Raw genomic sequence first — 16,141 nt, 5'->3', positions numbered from 1 at the left:
GGTTCACCGTACTCGTGGGGGATGTGTGCAGCGGCCTGCGGGCCGATCCACACACGTGGTCACGGTAGGATACCGGCCATGGCCAGTGACAAGGACCGCACCAAGCCCGCCCGGAGGACCCGAGCCGACTCGGTCGACGCCGCGGGGGACGCCCCGAACCCGGTGTGGTTCAAGCCGGTCATGTTCGGCTTCATGATCATCGGCCTCGTCTGGGTGATCGTCTTTTACATCTCGAACGCGACCCTGCCGGTGCCGAGCCTCGGCTCGTGGAACATCCTCGTCGGCTTCGGCATCATGTTCATCGGATTCCTCATGACCACTCGCTGGCGCTGATCCACAGCCTCGAGACACTCTGACGCCCGTCGCACCAGTTGGTGCGGCGGGCGTTGTCGTTCTCCACAGGGCTTTCGGCCGCTGGTACGCAGATCATCGAGGATCCCGGCGGTTCTCCACACTTCTCCACACTCTCCACATCGTCATCCACACCCGGACCCCGGAGTTATCCACAGGTGAGTCCACAATGGGGATAATCACACGCGTGTAACTCACCGCTTTCTCCACACCTGTGGATAACTCGGCAGACGCCTTGTGGACGGCGGACTGGAGGCCCGTGGCGGCCTGGCACCGTGCTCCCGTCCGCCGTTTGGTCGCGGAAGCGACAAACGTGCGGCTGGCTGCGCCGTCTCGTCTGCGACAGCGTCAGGTGTCGGCGAAAGGTTGGCGGCACACTGTCGCTTCTGCGGGAGAGCGGCCACGCGACGGACCGGGGGCAGGGATGTCCGGGAACGACGAACGCCCCGCCGCGGAAGCGACGGGGCGTTCGAGGACAATCTGGTGAGATCAGATACCGATGCCGAGCTGAATCGCCGAGTACGCCCCGTAGATCGCTCCGACGATCACGGCGGCTTCGGCAACCAACAGCCCGATCTGCAGGCCCCGCCTACGGACGTTCCGCGTCTTCGAAAAGAGGAACCCGGTGACGAAGCCGATCACGATCCCGCCGACGTGCGCCTGCCACGAGATGTTTGTCCCCGGCAGGAACCCGACGACGAGGTTCAGGCCCATGATCACGAGCAGTTGCACGGCGTTGTAGCCGAGGCTGCGCTGGATGATGAAGAATGCGGCGAACAGCCCGAAGATCGCTCCGGAGGCCCCGACCACCGGGGTTCCGGGAGTCAACCACGACACTGCCAGGTCTCCACCCAGCCCCGCCAGGAAGTACAGCGCCAGGAACCGCCATGCACCGAGGATGTTCTCGAGCATCCGGCCGAAGATCCACAGCGCCCACATGTTGAACAAGATGTGGAAGAAGGACGAGTGCACGAACAGGCCGGTGACCAAGCGCCACGGCTGCGTGCCGATCAAGGGCGTGTAGTAGGCGAACAGGCTCGTGAGCGCTCGGCCACTGACCTGGTCGAGCAGCCAGACGATGACCGAGATCGCCACGATGACGACCGTCGCCTTCTGGTCGAGCATCGCGAAACGCCGCCGCGCGACCGTCAGCCCGCTGGGGCCTCCGGACGCACGGCGGTTCGCGGCGAACTGCGCGCGCTGTTCACGCACGCACTCCGGGCAGTGCACCCCGACTGCCGCCGGCGTCTGGCACTCCGGGCAGATCGTCCGCCCACAGCGCTGGCAGAGCACGAAGCTCTGCCGGTCCGGATGCCGGTAGCAGGTGTTGTTCGGGTTGTACGCCTGGTCGGTCACGTGAGGATCAGACGCCTTCGACGTCGATGCTCTGGATGACCACGTCCTCGACGGGCTTGTCACGGCCGTCGGTGGGGACACCCTCGATGGCGTCGACCACGGCACGCGACTCGTCGTCGGCGACCTCACCGAAGATGGTGTGCTTGCCCTGCAGCCACGGCGTCGCCACCGTGGTGATGAAGAACTGCGAGCCGTTGGTGCCACGGCCACCCTGGATGCCGGCGTTGGCCATGGCGAAGATGTAGGGGTTTTGGAACGTGAGCTCGGGGGAGATCTCGTCGTCGAAGCGGTAGCCCGGGCCACCGATGCCCTGGCCGAGCGGGTCACCGCCCTGGATCATGAAGTCCTTGATGATGCGGTGGAAGACGACGCCGTCGTAGAGCTTGTCGGTGGAGACCTTGCCCGTACCCGGGTGGGTCCACTCCTGCTTGCCCGTGGCGAGGTCGACGAAGTTCTTGACGGTCTTCGGTGCGTGGTTGCCGAACAGGTTGACGCGGATGTCGCCCTTGTTGGTGTGGATCGTTGCGACAGCGGTGTGCAGAGACATGTTCCGATTCTCGCATGTAGCGGCTGCGTACGGACCGTACCCACAGGTGAGGCTCCGTGACCTGTCAGGGACTCTGGTGGCAGGATGGGTGTCACGCCGATCCGATGGAGGTACCAGATGACGACGATCGAGATCCCGCGCAAGCGTCGGAAGCAGATCAAGAAGCTCAAGGGCCAGACCGCCTCGCTCCTCGGAGAGCAGCGCAAGGTCCTCGAGCACGCGAACGCGATCCTGGCGGAAGCCCGGTCGAACGCAGCCGACGCAGCCCGCAAGGACATCGCTCCCCGTGTGCAGAACGCGATCGACAACGGGATCCGTCCCGCGGTCGCAACGGGGGTGCACGCTGCGACGTCCGCAGCACACAGCGCTTCGCACAAGTTCCAGTCCGAGGTCATCCCCGGGCTGGTGTCGACCGCCGGCTCCGTGCTGAGCGTCACCGACCTCGCGAAGGACCCCCGGGTCAAGAAGATCGTGAAGAACGCCCAGAAGAAGGGCAAGAAGGCCAAGAAGGCTGCTGCGAAGTACGTGCCGTCGCAGCAGAAGAAGGGCATCGGCTTCGGTGGTGTCGCACTCATCATCGTCGGCGTCGTCGCCGTTGCTGGTGCTGCGTACGCCGCATACCAGACGCTCCGCGCCGACGACGACCTGTGGGTTGCCGACGACGCTGACACGGCGGAGAAGCCTGCCGCCTGACCTCCACGGTTCGTACGAAGGGCCCCGGCACTCCGCCGGGGCCCTTCGTCGTTCCCGGGTGCTGGCTGCGACCAGGCGCCCACTGACTGGCTGGCCGGCTGACGCCGAGGCCGAGGCCGAGGCCGAGGTTCCACGACATGCCGCACGCCAGCCGCCGAGGTTCCACGGCCGTCCCCTGGAGCGCCCGAGATGCCGAGATCTCGGAACCTCGGGGCACCGACACCCGCCCGGACCGAGCAAGCACGACGACGACGACGACGAACGCACGATGTCGCACGGAGACGGCCATCGCGGAGCGGCCCGTGCCGAAGGCACGAGACCAGCACGGCGAAACGATCCGGCGGAGGGAGGAACGACCGCAGCAGGGTCATCCCGGAGTGGAGTGGAGCCTGGGAGAATCGAACTCCCGACATCCTGCTTGCAAAGCAGGCGCTCTACCAACTGAGCTAAGGCCCCGGGTGCCACCGAGGTGATCGGCGACGGGATGGAATTGTCGTGTGTTCCGAAGAACTGGTGGGGCTACAAGGACTTGAACCTTGGACCTCTTCGTTATCAGCGAAGCGCTCTAACCGCCTGAGCTATAGCCCCTCAGACCGGATGAAAGCCTACCCCACGGATCTCGCAGAACGAAATCGAGCGGTCGGCTCACCCGGCCCGGGTGTGTCAGTTGTTCGTGAAGCCGACGAGCAAGCCGCCGGTGATGCGAACACTGAGGTTGTAGAGGACGCTCACGATGGCGCCGAGCACAGTGCCGACGACCACGTTGAGGATGCCCACGACGATGGAGAACCCGAGCACCTGGCCCAGTGAGAACTGGTCCATGATCGAGTAACTGTTCTGACCGGTGACGTCCTTCAACAAGGCGTCCACCTGCGTGAACACGCCCGTCTGGTTGAGGATGACCCACACCAGCGCCGTGGCGACCACGATCACGATGCTGCCGGCCAGGGCGATGAGGAAGCTGAGCTTCACCATCGACCAGAAGTCGACGTAGACCAGCCGCAGCCGCACTTGGCGGGTGCCGACGGGTCGCTTCGCCTTCTTCTGGAGCTTCTCGGCGACACTACTCATTGCTTGACTGGTCCTCTCCGGCCTCGTCCGCGACGGGCTCGGTGTCGATGGGATCAGTGGAGTCCGGGGCCGCTTCGGAAGGGCTGACCGTCTCCACCGGGCCCGCTGGCTCGATCTCGGCGTCGTCCTGGTCGACCAGGTTCCGCTCGGTGTTCTGGGCCACTGCGATGATCTTGTCGTTCGCCGCGAACCTGGCGAAGACGACACCCATGGTGTCGCGACCCTTGGCAGGGACCTCGGCCACGGCAGACCTTACCACCTTGCCCGATTGCAGCACGACGAGCACTTCGTCGTCCTCACCGACGATGAGAGCACCCACAAGGTCGCCTCGGTCGGTCGCCAACTTCGCCACCTTGATGCCGAGACCACCGCGTCCCTGGATGCGGTACTGGTCGACGGCGGTGCGCTTGGCGTACCCGCCCTCGGTCATCACCCAGACGAAACCGTCGTCCGCCACCACGCGTGCGGCCAGGAGCGAGTCGCCGTCGCGGAAGGACATGCCCTTCACGCCGGAGGTCGACCGACCCATCGGCCGCAGGGTGTCGTTCGTCGCGGTGAAGCGGAGCGACATGCCCTGTCGTGAGACGAGCAGCAGGTCGTCGTGCTCGTCGACGAGCAGCGCCTGGCGGAGCTTGTCCCCGTCGCGCAGGTTGATCGCGATGATGCCACCGGTGCGGTTGGTGTCGTACTCGGTGAGCGCGGTCTTCTTCACCAGCCCGTGCTCGGTCGCGAGGACGAGGTACTGCGCGACCTCGTAGTCACGGATGTCGAGCACCTGCTGGATCTGCTCGTCCGGCTGCATCGCGAGCAGGTTCGCCACGTGCTGGCCCTTGGCGTCGCGGCCGGCTTCCTGCAGCTCGTACGCCTTGGCGCGGTAGACCCGGCCCTGGTCGGTGAGGAACAGCAGCCAGTGGTGCGTCGTCGTGACGAAGAAGTGCTCGACGATGTCGTCCGCGCGGAGCTGGGCGCCACGGACACCACGGCCACCGCGGTGCTGCGAGCGGTACTGGTCGCTGCGCGTGCGCTTGACGTACCCACCGCGGGTGATGGTGACGACCATCTCCTCTTCGGGGATGAGGTCTTCCATCGACATGTCGCCGTCGTAGCCGAGCATGATCTCGGTGCGGCGGTCGTCGCCGAAGCGGTCGACGATCTCCTCGAGCTCGTCGCGGATGATCGTGCGCTGCCGGGTCTCCGACGCCAGGATGTCCTGGAAGTCGGCGATCTTGCGCTCGAGTTCTTCGGCCTCGTCGTGGATCTTCTGGCGCTCGAGGGCGGCCAGTCGACGGAGCTGGAGCTCGAGGATCGCGCGCGCCTGGATCTCGTCGACGGACAGCAGGTCCATCAGGCCGGAGCGGGCCTCTTCGACGTCGGGCGACCGACGGATGAGCGCGATGACCTCGTCGAGGGCGTCGAGCGCTGCGAGGTAACCGCGCAGGATGTGCGCGCGCTTCTCGGCCTCGCGCAGGCGGAACTGGGTGCGGCGGACGATGACGTCGACCTGGTGCGCGACCCACGCCGAGATGAACCCGTCGAGCGGCAGGGTCCGCGGGACTCCGTCGACGATCGCGAGCATGTTCGCGCCGAAGTTCTCCTGCAGCTGCGTGTGCTTGTACAGGTTGTTCAGCACGACCTTGGCCACGGCGTCGCGCTTGAGCACGATCACCAGGCGCTGGCCGGTGCGACCCGAGGTCTCGTCGCGGATGTCCGCGACGCCGGCGAGCTTGCCGTCCTTGACCAGGTCGGCGATCTTGATCGCGAGGTTGTCCGGGTTGACCTGGTACGGCAGCTCGGTGACGACGAGGCAGGTGCGACCCTGGATCTCCTCGACGTTGACGACGGCGCGCATCGTGATCGAACCACGACCGGTGAGGTAGGCGTCCTGGATGCCCTTGGTGCCCAGGATCTGCGCACCGGTCGGGAAGTCCGGCCCCTTGATGCGCTGCATGAGCGCGGCGAGGAGCTCTTCGCGCGTCGCCTCGGGGTTGTCGAGGGCCCACTTCGCGCCCTCGGCCACCTCGCGCAGGTTGTGCGGCGGGATGTTCGTCGCCATGCCGACCGCGATGCCGACCGAGCCGTTGACGAGCAGGTTCGGGAACCGTGCCGGCAGGATCGCGGGCTCCTGGGTCCGACCGTCGTAGTTGTCCTGGAAGTCGACGGTGTCCTCGTCGATGTCCCGGACCATCTCCATGGCGAGCGGCGCCATCTTGGTCTCGGTGTACCGCGGGGCTGCTGCGCCGTCGTTGCCCGGCGAGCCGAAGTTGCCCTGACCGAGTGCGAGCGGGTAGCGCAGCGACCACGGCTGCACCAGACGGACCAGCGCGTCGTAGATCGCCGAGTCGCCGTGCGGGTGGAACTGCCCCATGACGTCGCCGACGACGCGGGAGCACTTCGAGAACGCGCGGTCCGGACGGTAGCCGCCGTCGAACATCGCGTAGATCACGCGGCGGTGCACCGGCTTCAGGCCGTCACGGACCTCGGGCAGCGCACGGCCGACGATGACCGACATCGCGTAGTCGAGGTAGGAACGCTGCATCTCGAGCTGCAGGTCGACCTGCGAGATGCGGTCACCGGAGACGACGATGTCCCCGCTGTCGCCGTGGACGATCTCGGGCTGCTCGTCGGGGGCGTTCTCGTTGTCGTCAGCCATTGGCTTGCGTTACCTTTCTGACGGCCGGGAGGCCGTGGTGACGTTCGTCGCGGTGGACGCGACCACAGGTGGTCCGGACCAGAGCGCGCGGCTGGCACCGCGCCTCCAGGCCTGGGTCGAGACTGTTCAGATGTCCAAGAAGCGGACGTCCTTGGCGTTCTGCTGGATGAACTGGCGACGTGCGTCGACGTCTTCACCCATCAGCGTCGAGAAGGTGCTGTCCACCGCGGCGGCGTCCTCGAGCGTGACCTGCAGGAGCGTGCGGGTGTCCGGGTTCATCGTGGTGTCCCAGAGCTCCTTGTAGTCCATCTCGCCGAGGCCCTTGTAGCGCTGGATGCCGTTGTCCTTCGGGATCCGCTTGCCGGCGGCGATGCCCGACTGCATCAGGGCGTCGCGCTCCCGGTCGCTGAACACGTACTCGTGTGCGGCGTTCGACCACTTCAGGCGGTACAGCGGCGGCTGCGCGAGGTACACGTAGCCGCGCTCGATGAGCGGCCGCATGTAGCGGAACAGCAGGGTCAGCAGCAGCGTGGTGATGTGCTGGCCGTCGACGTCGGCATCGGCCATCAGCACGATCTTGTGGTACCGGGCCTTGTCCGGGTCGAAGTCCTCACCGATGCCGGCGCCGAACGCCGTGATCATCGACTGGATCTCCTGGTTGGCGAGCGCGCGGTCGAGCCGCGCCTTCTCGACGTTCAGGATCTTGCCGCGCAGGGGCAGGATCGCCTGGGTCATCGGGTTGCGGCCCTGCACGGCGGAACCGCCAGCGGAGTCGCCCTCGACCATGAAGATCTCCGACAGGGTCGGGTCCTTCGACTGGCAGTCCTTCAGCTTGCCGGGCATGCCACCCGACTCGAGCAGCCCCTTGCGACGCGTGGTCTCGCGGGCCTTGCGGGCCGCGAGCCGTGCCTGCGACGCCTGGATCGCCTTGCGGACGACGTCACGGGCCTGGGTCGGGTTGCTCTCGAACCAGTGCGTGAGCTCGGCGCCGACGACGCGCTGCACGAAGCCCTTCGCCTCGGTGTTGCCGAGCTTCGTCTTCGTCTGGCCCTCGAACTGCGGTTCGCCGAGCTTCACGGAGATGACGGCCGTCAGCCCTTCACGGATGTCGTCACCCGTCAGGTTGTCGTCCTTCTCCTTGATGATCTTCGTCTCGCGCGCGTACTTGTTCACCAGGTACGTCAGGGCCGCGCGGAAGCCCTCTTCGTGGGTGCCGCCCTCGTGCGTGTTGATCGTGTTCGCGAAGGTGTGGACGCTCTCCTGGTACGAGGTGTTCCACTGCATCGCGACCTCGAGCGCGATCTTGCGCTCGGTGTCCTCGGACTCGAAGCCGATGACATCCGGGTGGACGAGGTCGGCCTTCTTCTGCGCGTTGATGTACTCGACGTAGTCGGCGAGACCACGCTCGTACATGAAGGAGTCGTTCCGCGCCTCTTCCCCTTCTTCCGGGGTGCGCTCGTCGCGCAGGTTGATCCGCAGGCCCTTGTTGAGGAAGGCCATCTGCTGGAACCGGGTGCGCAGGGTCTCGTAGTCGAAGACGACGGTCTCGAAGATCTCGGCGTTCGGCCAGAAGGTGATCGTGGTGCCGTGCTCGTCGGACGGTTCGTCCTTGGTCAGCGGTGCGACCGGGACGCCGTCGGTGTAGCTCTGGCGCCAGACGTGGCCCTGCTGTCGGACCTCGACGTCGAGCTCGGAGCTCAGCGCGTTCACGACGGAGGAACCGACGCCGTGCAGACCACCGGACACCGCGTACGCGCCGCCGCCGAACTTCCCGCCGGCGTGCAGGACGGTCAGGACGACCTGGACGGTCGAGACGCCCTCGGCCGCGTGGATGCCGACCGGGATGCCACGGCCGTTGTCGACCACGCGGACACCGCCGTCTTCACGGATGGTGACGTCGATGGTGTCGCAGTACCCGGCGAGGGCTTCGTCGACGGAGTTGTCGACGATCTCCTGGACCAGGTGGTGCAGACCGCGGGGCCCCGTCGAACCGATGTACATACCGGGACGCTTGCGGACCGCCTCGAGCCCCTCGAGCACCTGAATCTGGTCTGCTCCGTAGGACGGTTCGCTCTGCGGGGTCTCCGCGTCGAGCGGGTTCTGCGGGTCGTCTTCAGATTCTGATGCCATGTCGAGCGTGCTCCTGCCTGCGCGCGGAACGCCCGCGCACTGCACCTCCCAGTCTACCGCAGAGCCCCCTCTTTCGAGGGCTCATCCGGCCCGCAGGCGGGCTTTTTTGGCACCACAGGATGATTTCGTCGGCTCAACCGTAGGTGTCGCGAGGACCGCGCCCCTGGACCGTCCTGGGGCCGCGTTTCCAGGTGGGGACGTCCGGCCCTGAAACCCGGATCGACTCGACCCCGGCTTCCGGGTGCCGCTCGGCGATGGTCGTCGTGACGCTGGCACGCATGAGTCGGAGCTGCGTCGCCCAGGCCGTCGAGTCGCACCGGATGGCCAGCGCACCGTCGTCGATGGTGACCGGCGTGGAGTGCTTGGCGAGTTCCTCACCGACGACGCTCGGCCAGTCCACGAACAGCTCCGAGCGGGCCAGGGGTTCGGTCCACCCGAGCTCGTTGGCCAGGGATCCGACCACGTCGCCGAGCCCTCGGGGTTCGCGGCCGCGGCCGTACGGGACGGTGTCGGCGTCGAACTCGCGGGAGCGACGGCGGCGGGCGTCGACCCCGCGCTTCGACGGGTCGCCGAAGACGGCTCGGAGGTGCCGGTACAGCCGCGACGGCTCGGTCGGCTTCCACGGCCGGGGCATCAGGCGTCGGCTTCCGGCGGGGTCGCGTCGGTGTCGTCCGTCGCTCCGGTGTCGTCCGTCGCTTCGGTCGTGTCCGTGGTCGACCTGGAGGCCCGGCTGGCGTCCGCCTCGTCGGTCACGATCGTGCCCGCCTCGATCCGCACCGTGTGCGCGGCCAGCTGCGAGGGGACGTCGCCGAACACCGCTGCCGTGATGAGGACCTGCTCGTAGTCGGCCACGGCGTTCCCGAGGCGCTCACGTCGAGACTCGTCGAGTTCGGCGAACACGTCGTCGAGGATGATGATCGGGTCACCGAGGTTCGACTCGGCCCGCAGGATCGATGCGCTCGCCAGCTGGATCGCGAGCGCGAACGACCAGGACTCTCCGTGACTGGCGTACCCGCGGGCAGGTAACCCGTTGAGCTGGAACAGAACGTCGTCCCGGTGCGGCCCGACGAGGGTCAACCCGCGGTCGAGCTCGTCGCGACGACGCCGCTCGAGGGCAGCCGCGAACGCCTCGGCTGCGGCGGTCACGCTCACCGGCTCATCGGGGGTACCGAGGACCGGGTCCGTCGCCGCGGCGGCCTCCGGGTCGCCGCCACGGATCGAGAGCACACCGGCGATGGAGGCATCGTGGTCTTCGCCCGCGACGGTGGCGTACGCCTCGGCGACGAACGGTGCGAGCCGGCGGGTCAGGTGGTCGCGCGCGGCGACGATCTCGGCACCGAGTCCGACGAGGCGGTCGTCCCAGACGTCGAGCGTCGACAGGGCGTTGGCCTTGGCGCCGGTGGCACGGGCCGACTTGAGCAGGGTGTTCCGCTGGCGGAGTGTGCGGTCGTAGTCGGCCAGCACCCCTTGCATCCGCGGTGCGATCTGGCCGAGCAGCTCGTCGAGCATGCGTCGCCGACCGGCCGGTTCGCCACGGACCAGGGCGAGGTCCTCGGGAGCGAAGAGGACCGAGGTGCAGTAGCGCGGGAGTTCTCGGGGCTTGATCGCCGACCGGTTCACCTGCGCACGGTTCGCTCCGGTGCGGTTGATCTGCACCTCGGCGAGGATGCTGCGGTCCTCGTGCGCCAGGCGGGCCCGGACGATCGCGGCGTCGCAGCCCTGACGGACGAGCGCGGCATCCGTCGGGACCCGGTGCGAACCGAGGGTCGACAGGTACCCGATCGCCTCGACCAGGTTGGTCTTGCCCTGTCCGTTCCGCCCGACGAACAGGTTCGGCCCGCGTGCGAGGTCGACGTCCGCCTCCCGGTAGTTCCGGAAGTCGGTGAGTTGGAGATGGTCGACGTGCACGCGGGCCGAGTCCGGGTTTCCCCGGGTGGTCCTAGGACTTCTTGACGGCGTGACCGCCGAACTGGTTGCGGAGCGCCGCGACGGCCTTCATCGTCGGGGACGCGCTGCCCTGACGCGAGACGAAGCGGGCGAAGATCGACGCCGAGAGCGCCGGCATCGGAACGGCGAGCTCGATGCCCTCTTCCAGCGTCCAACGGCCCTCGCCCGAGTCCTCGACGTAGCCCTCGAGCTCGTCGAGCTTCGGGTCTTCGTTGAGGGCCAGGACCATGAGGTCGAGCAGCCAGGAACGGACGACCGTCCCGCGCTGCCACCCGGCGAACACGGCGGGGACGTCGGTGATCAGGTCCTTGGCCTCGAGGAGCTCGTAGCCCTCGCCGTAGGCCTGCATGATCGCGTACTCGATGCCGTTGTGGACCATCTTGGCGTAGTGCCCCGCGCCGATCGGACCGGCGTGCGAGAAGCCCTCTTCGCGGGGGCCCTCGGGGCGCAGTGCGTCGAAGACCGGCATCGCGAACTCGACGTCCTTGACGTCACCGCCGACCATGAGGCCGTAGCCGTTGTCCTTGCCCCACACGCCGCCGGAGACACCGGCGTCCATGTAGCGGATGCCGCGCGCACCGAGCTGCTCGGCGTGCGTGGTGTCGTCGAGCCACTTTGAGTTGCCACCGTCGATGACGAGGTCGCCCTCGTTCAGGACGCCGGCGAGCTCGGTGATGACGTCGTCGGTGATCTTGCCGTGCGGCACCATCACCCAGACGAGTCGCTGACCCTCGGGCAGGGCGCCCGCCAGGTCTGCGAGGCTCGCGACGTCGGAGACGGCGGGGTTCGCGTCGTAACCGGTGACCTCGATCCCTGCGTTGCGGAGACGGGCACGCATGTTGTTGCCCATGCGACCAAGGCCGACAAGACCGATGTGCATGATTTCCTCTTCTGTTTCGTCGTCGCGCTGAGGCCGCAGCTGGTGCGTCAGCGCAGTGTTCCTGTTGCGCCTATCGCAGCAGCAGGTTGGGCTGCAGCAGGTACCGGTATCCATCGGTCGCGGCAGCCTCTTGCGAAGTCTGGCCGGTGATCAGCACCGGGCCCGGCTTGTTGGGGTTCTCCGTCTTGGTGAAGGAGATGCGGACGAACTCGGAGTGCACCGCGTTCAGTCCGTCGAGGAGGAAGGCGGGCTTCAGCGAGACCACCGTTTCCTCTCCGGTCAGCAACGCACTGATCGACTCTGACGCCTGCGCTTGTTCGGATCCGATCGCCTCGAGCGTGAGCCCGTCGACCGTGAAGGAGAACCGGAGCGCTGCTTCGCGCTCCAGGACGAGTGAGACCCGTCGGACGGCTTCGACCAGTTCCGCGGTGTTGATCACCGCGTGGTCGTTGACGTTCTCGGGGAAGAGCCGGCGGACCGGCGGGTAGTTGCCCTTGATGAGCAGGGAGGTGACCGTCTTGTCGTCGGCGTGGAACGCGATGAGCTCGCGGTCCGAGTTGCCGCTGATCGAGACGGAGACGGTGGACGCCGACCCGAAGGTGCGACCGACCTCCTGCAAGGTGCGGGCGGGGACGAGGGCGTGCAGCGGGTCCGAGCCGACGCGGCCGGAGTCCCACGCGATGGTGCGGACGGCCACGCGGTACCGGTCCGTGGCGATGAGCGACAGGTCGTTGTCGCCGACCTCGAGCTGGACGCCGGTGATGACCGGGGTGACGTCGTCGCGGCTCGCGGCGACGGCGACCTGCGACACGGCCTCGGAGAAGGCATCGCCGGGGATGACACCGGTCTGCGGACCGATCTCGGGCAGCGTCGGGTACTCCTCGACCGGCATGGACAGCAGCGTGAAGTGCGCCGATCCGCAGGAGACCGAGATCTTGGAGTCCTCGGTCGTGAAGGTCACGGGGGCGTTCGGCAGTCGGCTCGCGATGTCGTTCAGCAGGCGACCGCTGACCAGGACCGTGCCCGGGTCGTCGATCTGCGCCGAGATGGACGTCTGCGCCGAGACCTCGTAGTCGAACGACGAGAGCGTCAGACGATCGCCGTCGGCGTGGATCAGGACGCCCGACAAGATCGGGAGGGTCGTGCGCTGTGGGAGGAGTTTCACCGCGAAGGAGACGGCTTCGGAGAAGACGTCCCGGTTGACCTCGAACTTCACAGCTGGAACCCCTGTCGATCGGCTTGGACTGTCCGGCCGCCCCATTCTGGCACAGGCGGACGTGGGCCGGATTTCTTGTCATCCCGCCGTCCACAAGGTTGTCCCGCGGAGATGGATCGTTAACCAGGAGTAATGGTGTTAACGCCTGTGCACACTGTGGATAACCCTGTGCATGCCGCTCGGCCGTAGGGAACTACACGGTTGTGACTTGTGGGCGGTCTGTGGGCGACGTCGGGATGAATTAATCTCATCTATCCACTTCCATCCCCAGTTTCCACAGGAGGCCCCCTCGCTGTGAACAACCGGGCGGCGTGTCCTCCACAGTTATCCACAGGCTATCCACACTGTGAGAACTCCGGCCCATGGAACCGTCTCAGATGGTGGATGCGCCCGGAGACGTACCGATCTCAGCGGTAGCGGCGGTCCTGCTTGATGCGGCTCGTGAGCTCGGTGACCTGGTTGTAGATCGACCGGCGTTCCTTCATGAGCTCGGTGATCTTCTTGTTCGCGTACATGACCGTGGTGTGGTCGCGGTTGCCGAACAGCTGCCCGATCTTCGGGAGCGACAGGCTCGTGAGCTCGCGGCACAGGTACATCGCGATCTGTCGCGCGGTGGCGATCGCCTGCGAACGGGACGAGCCGTACAGGTCGTCGACGGAGAGCTTGAAGTACTCCGCGGTGTGGTTGATGATGTCCGTCGGCGCGACGACGTTGTCCTCGTCGAGGGTGATCAGGTCCTTGAGGACGGTCTGCACCAGGGCCATGTCGACGGCCGTCCGGTTCAGGCTCGCGAACGCCGTGACGCGGATGAGCGTCCCCTCGAGTTCGCGGATGTTGCTCGACACCTTCGACGCCATGAACTCGAGGATGTCGTCCGGCACCTGCAGGTGGTCGGACTGCGCCTTCTTGCGGAGGATCGCGATGCGCGTCTCGAGCTCCGGCGCCTGCACGTCGGTGATCAGACCCCACTCGAAGCGGGAGCGCATGCGGTCCTCGAAGCCGGTCAGGTGCTTCGGTGCGACGTCCGACGTGATGACGACCTGCTTGTTGTGGTCGTGCAGCGTGTTGAACGTGTGGAAGAAGGCCTCCTGCGTGGAGTCCTTCCCCTGCAGGAACTGGATGTCGTCGATCAGCAGGATGTCGATGTCGCGGTAACGCTGCTGGAACTGGTTCGAGCGGTTGTTCGCGATCGAGTTGATGAAGTCGTTGGTGAACTCCTCGCTCGACACGTACCGGACGCGGATCCCCGGGTAGAGGCTCTCGGCGTAGTGCCCGATGGCGTGGAGCAGGTGGGTCTTGCCCAGTCCGGAGTCGCCGTAGATGAAGAGCGGGTTGTAGGCCTTCGCCGGAGCCTCGGCCACCGCGACCGCTGCCGCGTGGGCGAAGCGGTTCGACGACCCGATGACGAAGTTGTCGAAGTTGTACTTCGGGTTCAGCCGCGACTCGGGCCGGCCGCTCGTGCCCGGGGAGTCGATCTGGCTCGGCACGAAGGGTGCCTCGATGTACTGGCGGGGTGCAGCGCTCTGCTCCACCGCTTCCTGCACGGGCTCGGCGTACTCCGGCACGTTCGGGTCGACGCGCGGCTCGGACGCCATGTCCGGGTTCACCGTGATGGCGAAGTTCGCGACCGAGTCGTCACCGATGCGGGCGACGGCCTCGGTGATCGGGATGCGGATCCGCTGCTCGAGCATGCCGCGGGTCAGGTCGTTGGGGACCTCGAGGTACAGGGTGCCGGCGAGGACGCCCTTCGGTTCGACCAGGTTGAGGAACCCGTGGAGCTGCGGCGTGATGCGGGGGTCTTCGCTGAGGATTCCGAGTACGGATGACCAGAGGTCCTCGACGGGGTCGGCCGGCATCGTCATGTCGCGCTCGTCTCCAGGTGTGTGTCGTGCGTTCGGTGCCGGACCGGGGTGCGTCCTGCTGGGTCGGACGTGCCGGAGTGCCGCGGGGTGTGGCACTCAGCGGACCGTGTCGTGCGCCGGCGGTTCGTCGGGGTCTCGGGGGCTTCGTCGACGCCTCGTACCGCGCGTGTTCCCACAGGGTTGTCCACAGTGTTGTCCACGACCGCCCGGTTCCGTCGGACAGGAGTACTTCCCTGTCGTACCGGGGCGCGGGGCCGATCGATGACCCCACTGTAAAGGACCGGGCCGGGTGGCACCGAACGGAAGTTGTCCCCAATGTGGAGAATGGACCGCAGCGGTGTCCTCGACGCCTCCGGCACCGAGGCCGGCCCGATCGGCGTTTGACCTGCTCGCTGCTGTCACGTACCGTTAACCAGTTGACTGCGGCCGATTGGTCGCGCCCATCTGCGTCGTTCGACACCGAGCGATGACACATACATACGTGACGGCTCGCCGCGAGCAGCCGTGTGGAGAGATCATGAGCAAGCGCACCTTCCAGCCGAACAACCGTCGCCGCGCCAAGAAGCACGGCTTCCGCCTCCGCATGCGGACGCGTGCCGGCCGCGCCATCCTGTCGGCGCGTCGCGCCAAGGGCCGCACCGAGCTCTCGGCCTGATCAGGCTCACCGCCTGATCCGGTCCTCGGTCTGACCCCGGCATCGCAGTGTTGGCCAGCGCCAACCGCATCGTCCGCGGGGACGACTACCGGAACGTCGTGCGTCGTGGTCGCAAGAGCGCCACGGCGCACGTCGTCGTGTCCGTGGTCCGTCGTTCGACGGACCCCACCGGACCGTCGCGGTTCGGCTTCATCGTCGCGAAGACGGTCGGCAACGCCGTGACCCGGAACCTGATCAGGCGGCGGCTCAAGGCGATCGCGCACGGCATCCTCGACGACTCCCCCGTGGGGTACGACGTGGTGGTGCGCGCACTGCCAGCCGCATCGCAGGCCGGATGGCCTACCCTGCTCGAAGACGTCGTGCGCTCCTTCGCGCGCGGGGTGGAGAAGGCAGCATGAACCGCACCCTGTGGACCCGGCTGGCCTGGGTCGCCGCGTTGCTCCCACGCAACGCGTGCGTCGTCGTGCTCCGCGCCTACCGTGCAGTGATCTCCCCGTTGTACGGCAACGTCTGCCGGTACCACCCGTCGTGCTCCCGGTACGCCCTCGAAGCGATCCAGCAGTACGGCGTCGTCCGCGGATCCGCGATGGGCGCCTGGCGCATCGCTCGCTGCAACCCCTGGGCTGCAGGCGGGATCGACGATGTCACGGAACGTCGTCGCCCGTTCGTCGTCAACCGGTTCGGGTTCGTCCTCGCGCCGATCCCGCAGCAGCCGCACCCCGCGGTCGGAACGGCCCGGCCGGTCCTGCTCCCCCAGCGCACTCGAAAGGCGTAGCCGTCCCC

15 protein-coding genes and 2 tRNA genes are annotated in these 16,141 nt (G+C 67.0%); 5 read left to right on the top strand and 12 right to left on the bottom strand.

Going from position 1 to position 16,141, the window contains the following annotated elements; all coding sequences use genetic code 11:
- Positions 1-78: 78 nt before the first annotated feature.
- A complete protein-coding gene (locus tag ITJ69_RS10050) occupies positions 79-333 on the top strand; it encodes a cell division protein CrgA (RefSeq protein ID WP_194672689.1) in 255 nt (84 codons plus the stop codon).
- Positions 334-840: 507 nt separating this feature from the next.
- Here the strand turns inward: ITJ69_RS10050 and ITJ69_RS10045 are convergent.
- Positions 841-1,707 (bottom strand): rhomboid family intramembrane serine protease, encoded by an 867-nt coding sequence (locus ITJ69_RS10045; RefSeq protein WP_194672688.1) that lies wholly within the window; start codon positions 1,705-1,707, stop codon positions 841-843.
- A gap of 7 nt (positions 1,708-1,714) precedes the next feature.
- Positions 1,715-2,254 carry a peptidylprolyl isomerase gene (locus ITJ69_RS10040; RefSeq protein ID WP_111083688.1) on the bottom strand — a complete coding sequence of 180 codons (540 nt, stop codon included), beginning with the start codon at positions 2,252-2,254 and terminating at the stop codon, positions 1,715-1,717.
- Between the two features lie 117 nt (positions 2,255-2,371).
- Between ITJ69_RS10040 and ITJ69_RS10035 the strand changes: the two genes are divergently transcribed.
- On the top strand, positions 2,372-2,947 hold the full coding sequence (locus ITJ69_RS10035) for a hypothetical protein (RefSeq protein WP_123339322.1): 576 nt from the start codon (positions 2,372-2,374) through the stop codon (positions 2,945-2,947).
- Between the two features lie 383 nt (positions 2,948-3,330).
- On the opposite strand, the gene ITJ69_RS10030 is transcribed toward ITJ69_RS10035, so the two are convergent.
- The 10 genes from ITJ69_RS10030 to dnaA form a co-directional block, all read right to left on the bottom strand.
- Positions 3,331-3,403 (bottom strand) — tRNA-Ala (locus ITJ69_RS10030).
- Between the two features lie 55 nt (positions 3,404-3,458).
- Positions 3,459-3,535: transfer RNA gene (locus ITJ69_RS10025), tRNA-Ile, on the bottom strand.
- A 75-nt stretch (positions 3,536-3,610) separates the two neighbouring features.
- Entirely contained in the window at positions 3,611-4,018 is a 408-nt protein-coding gene (locus ITJ69_RS10020) for a DUF3566 domain-containing protein (RefSeq protein WP_027466922.1), read from the bottom strand.
- The gene (gene gyrA / locus ITJ69_RS10015) at positions 4,011-6,668 is read right to left on the bottom strand and encodes a DNA gyrase subunit A (protein ID WP_216834274.1); all 2,658 of its coding nucleotides are present in this window, start codon (positions 6,666-6,668) and stop codon (positions 4,011-4,013) included. Before gyrA ends, ITJ69_RS10020 begins: the two co-directional genes overlap by 8 nt.
- Positions 6,669-6,794: 126 nt before the next feature.
- The gene (gene gyrB / locus ITJ69_RS10010) at positions 6,795-8,798 is read right to left on the bottom strand and encodes a DNA topoisomerase (ATP-hydrolyzing) subunit B (protein ID WP_123292937.1); all 2,004 of its coding nucleotides are present in this window, start codon (positions 8,796-8,798) and stop codon (positions 6,795-6,797) included.
- 133 nt (positions 8,799-8,931) lie between these two features.
- Complete coding sequence (locus tag ITJ69_RS10005; protein ID WP_194672687.1) at positions 8,932-9,432, bottom strand: DUF721 domain-containing protein; 501 nt, start codon at positions 9,430-9,432, stop codon at positions 8,932-8,934.
- Positions 9,432-10,706, bottom strand: a complete 1,275-nt coding sequence (gene recF, locus ITJ69_RS10000; RefSeq protein WP_194672686.1) for a DNA replication/repair protein RecF — start codon at positions 10,704-10,706, stop codon at positions 9,432-9,434. The genes ITJ69_RS10005 and recF overlap by 1 nt, the downstream gene beginning before the upstream one ends.
- 31 nt (positions 10,707-10,737) lie before the next feature.
- A complete protein-coding gene (gnd, locus tag ITJ69_RS09995; protein ID WP_123292939.1) occupies positions 10,738-11,625 on the bottom strand; it encodes a phosphogluconate dehydrogenase (NAD(+)-dependent, decarboxylating) in 888 nt (295 codons plus the stop codon).
- A gap of 70 nt (positions 11,626-11,695) precedes the next feature.
- The gene (dnaN, locus tag ITJ69_RS09990; RefSeq protein ID WP_111083683.1) at positions 11,696-12,841 is read right to left on the bottom strand and encodes a DNA polymerase III subunit beta; all 1,146 of its coding nucleotides are present in this window, start codon (positions 12,839-12,841) and stop codon (positions 11,696-11,698) included.
- 407 nt (positions 12,842-13,248) lie between these two features.
- A complete protein-coding gene (dnaA, locus tag ITJ69_RS09985) occupies positions 13,249-14,703 on the bottom strand; it encodes a chromosomal replication initiator protein DnaA (protein WP_111083682.1) in 1,455 nt (484 codons plus the stop codon).
- Between the two features lie 517 nt (positions 14,704-15,220).
- Here dnaA and rpmH point away from each other — a divergent pair.
- From rpmH to yidD, 3 genes are read left to right on the top strand one after another with little or no spacing between them, the layout of a single operon-like run.
- Positions 15,221-15,358 carry a 50S ribosomal protein L34 gene (gene rpmH, locus ITJ69_RS09980; protein WP_022889115.1) on the top strand — a complete coding sequence of 46 codons (138 nt, stop codon included), beginning with the start codon at positions 15,221-15,223 and terminating at the stop codon, positions 15,356-15,358.
- Between the two features lie 47 nt (positions 15,359-15,405).
- Complete coding sequence (rnpA, locus tag ITJ69_RS09975) at positions 15,406-15,756, top strand: ribonuclease P protein component (RefSeq protein WP_123339324.1); 351 nt, start codon at positions 15,406-15,408, stop codon at positions 15,754-15,756.
- Complete coding sequence (gene yidD / locus ITJ69_RS09970; protein WP_165901008.1) at positions 15,753-16,133, top strand: membrane protein insertion efficiency factor YidD; 381 nt, start codon at positions 15,753-15,755, stop codon at positions 16,131-16,133. Before rnpA ends, yidD begins: the two co-directional genes overlap by 4 nt.
- Positions 16,134-16,141: the final 8 nt, after the last annotated feature.

This window comes from Curtobacterium sp. VKM Ac-2887, from assembly GCF_015350935.1.
GTDB lineage: Bacteria > Actinomycetota > Actinomycetes > Actinomycetales > Microbacteriaceae > Curtobacterium.
The sequence above is the reverse complement of the archived record's forward strand: the minus strand, read 5'-3'. Positions and strand labels throughout refer to the sequence as shown.

Bases quoted from the DNA above. Each gene is read 5' to 3' on its own strand.
- ITJ69_RS10050 (WP_194672689.1), top strand. From the start codon at position 79: ATGGCCAGTGACAAGGACCGCACCAAGCCCGCCCGGAGGACCCGAGCC.
- ITJ69_RS10040 (WP_111083688.1), bottom strand. From the start codon at position 2,254: ATGTCTCTGCACACCGCTGTCGCAACGATCCACACCAACAAGGGCGAC.
- ITJ69_RS10035 (WP_123339322.1), top strand. From the start codon at position 2,372: ATGACGACGATCGAGATCCCGCGCAAGCGTCGGAAGCAGATCAAGAAG.
- ITJ69_RS10020 (WP_027466922.1), bottom strand. From the start codon at position 4,018: ATGAGTAGTGTCGCCGAGAAGCTCCAGAAGAAGGCGAAGCGACCCGTC.
- gyrA (WP_216834274.1), bottom strand. From the start codon at position 6,668: ATGGCTGACGACAACGAGAACGCCCCCGACGAGCAGCCCGAGATCGTC.
- gyrB (WP_123292937.1), bottom strand. From the start codon at position 8,798: ATGGCATCAGAATCTGAAGACGACCCGCAGAACCCGCTCGACGCGGAG.
- ITJ69_RS10005 (WP_194672687.1), bottom strand. From the start codon at position 9,432: ATGCCCCGGCCGTGGAAGCCGACCGAGCCGTCGCGGCTGTACCGGCAC.
- gnd (WP_123292939.1), bottom strand. From the start codon at position 11,625: ATGCACATCGGTCTTGTCGGCCTTGGTCGCATGGGCAACAACATGCGT.
- dnaA (WP_111083682.1), bottom strand. From the start codon at position 14,703: ATGACGATGCCGGCCGACCCCGTCGAGGACCTCTGGTCATCCGTACTC.
- rpmH (WP_022889115.1), top strand. From the start codon at position 15,221: ATGAGCAAGCGCACCTTCCAGCCGAACAACCGTCGCCGCGCCAAGAAG.
- yidD (WP_165901008.1), top strand. From the start codon at position 15,753: ATGAACCGCACCCTGTGGACCCGGCTGGCCTGGGTCGCCGCGTTGCTC.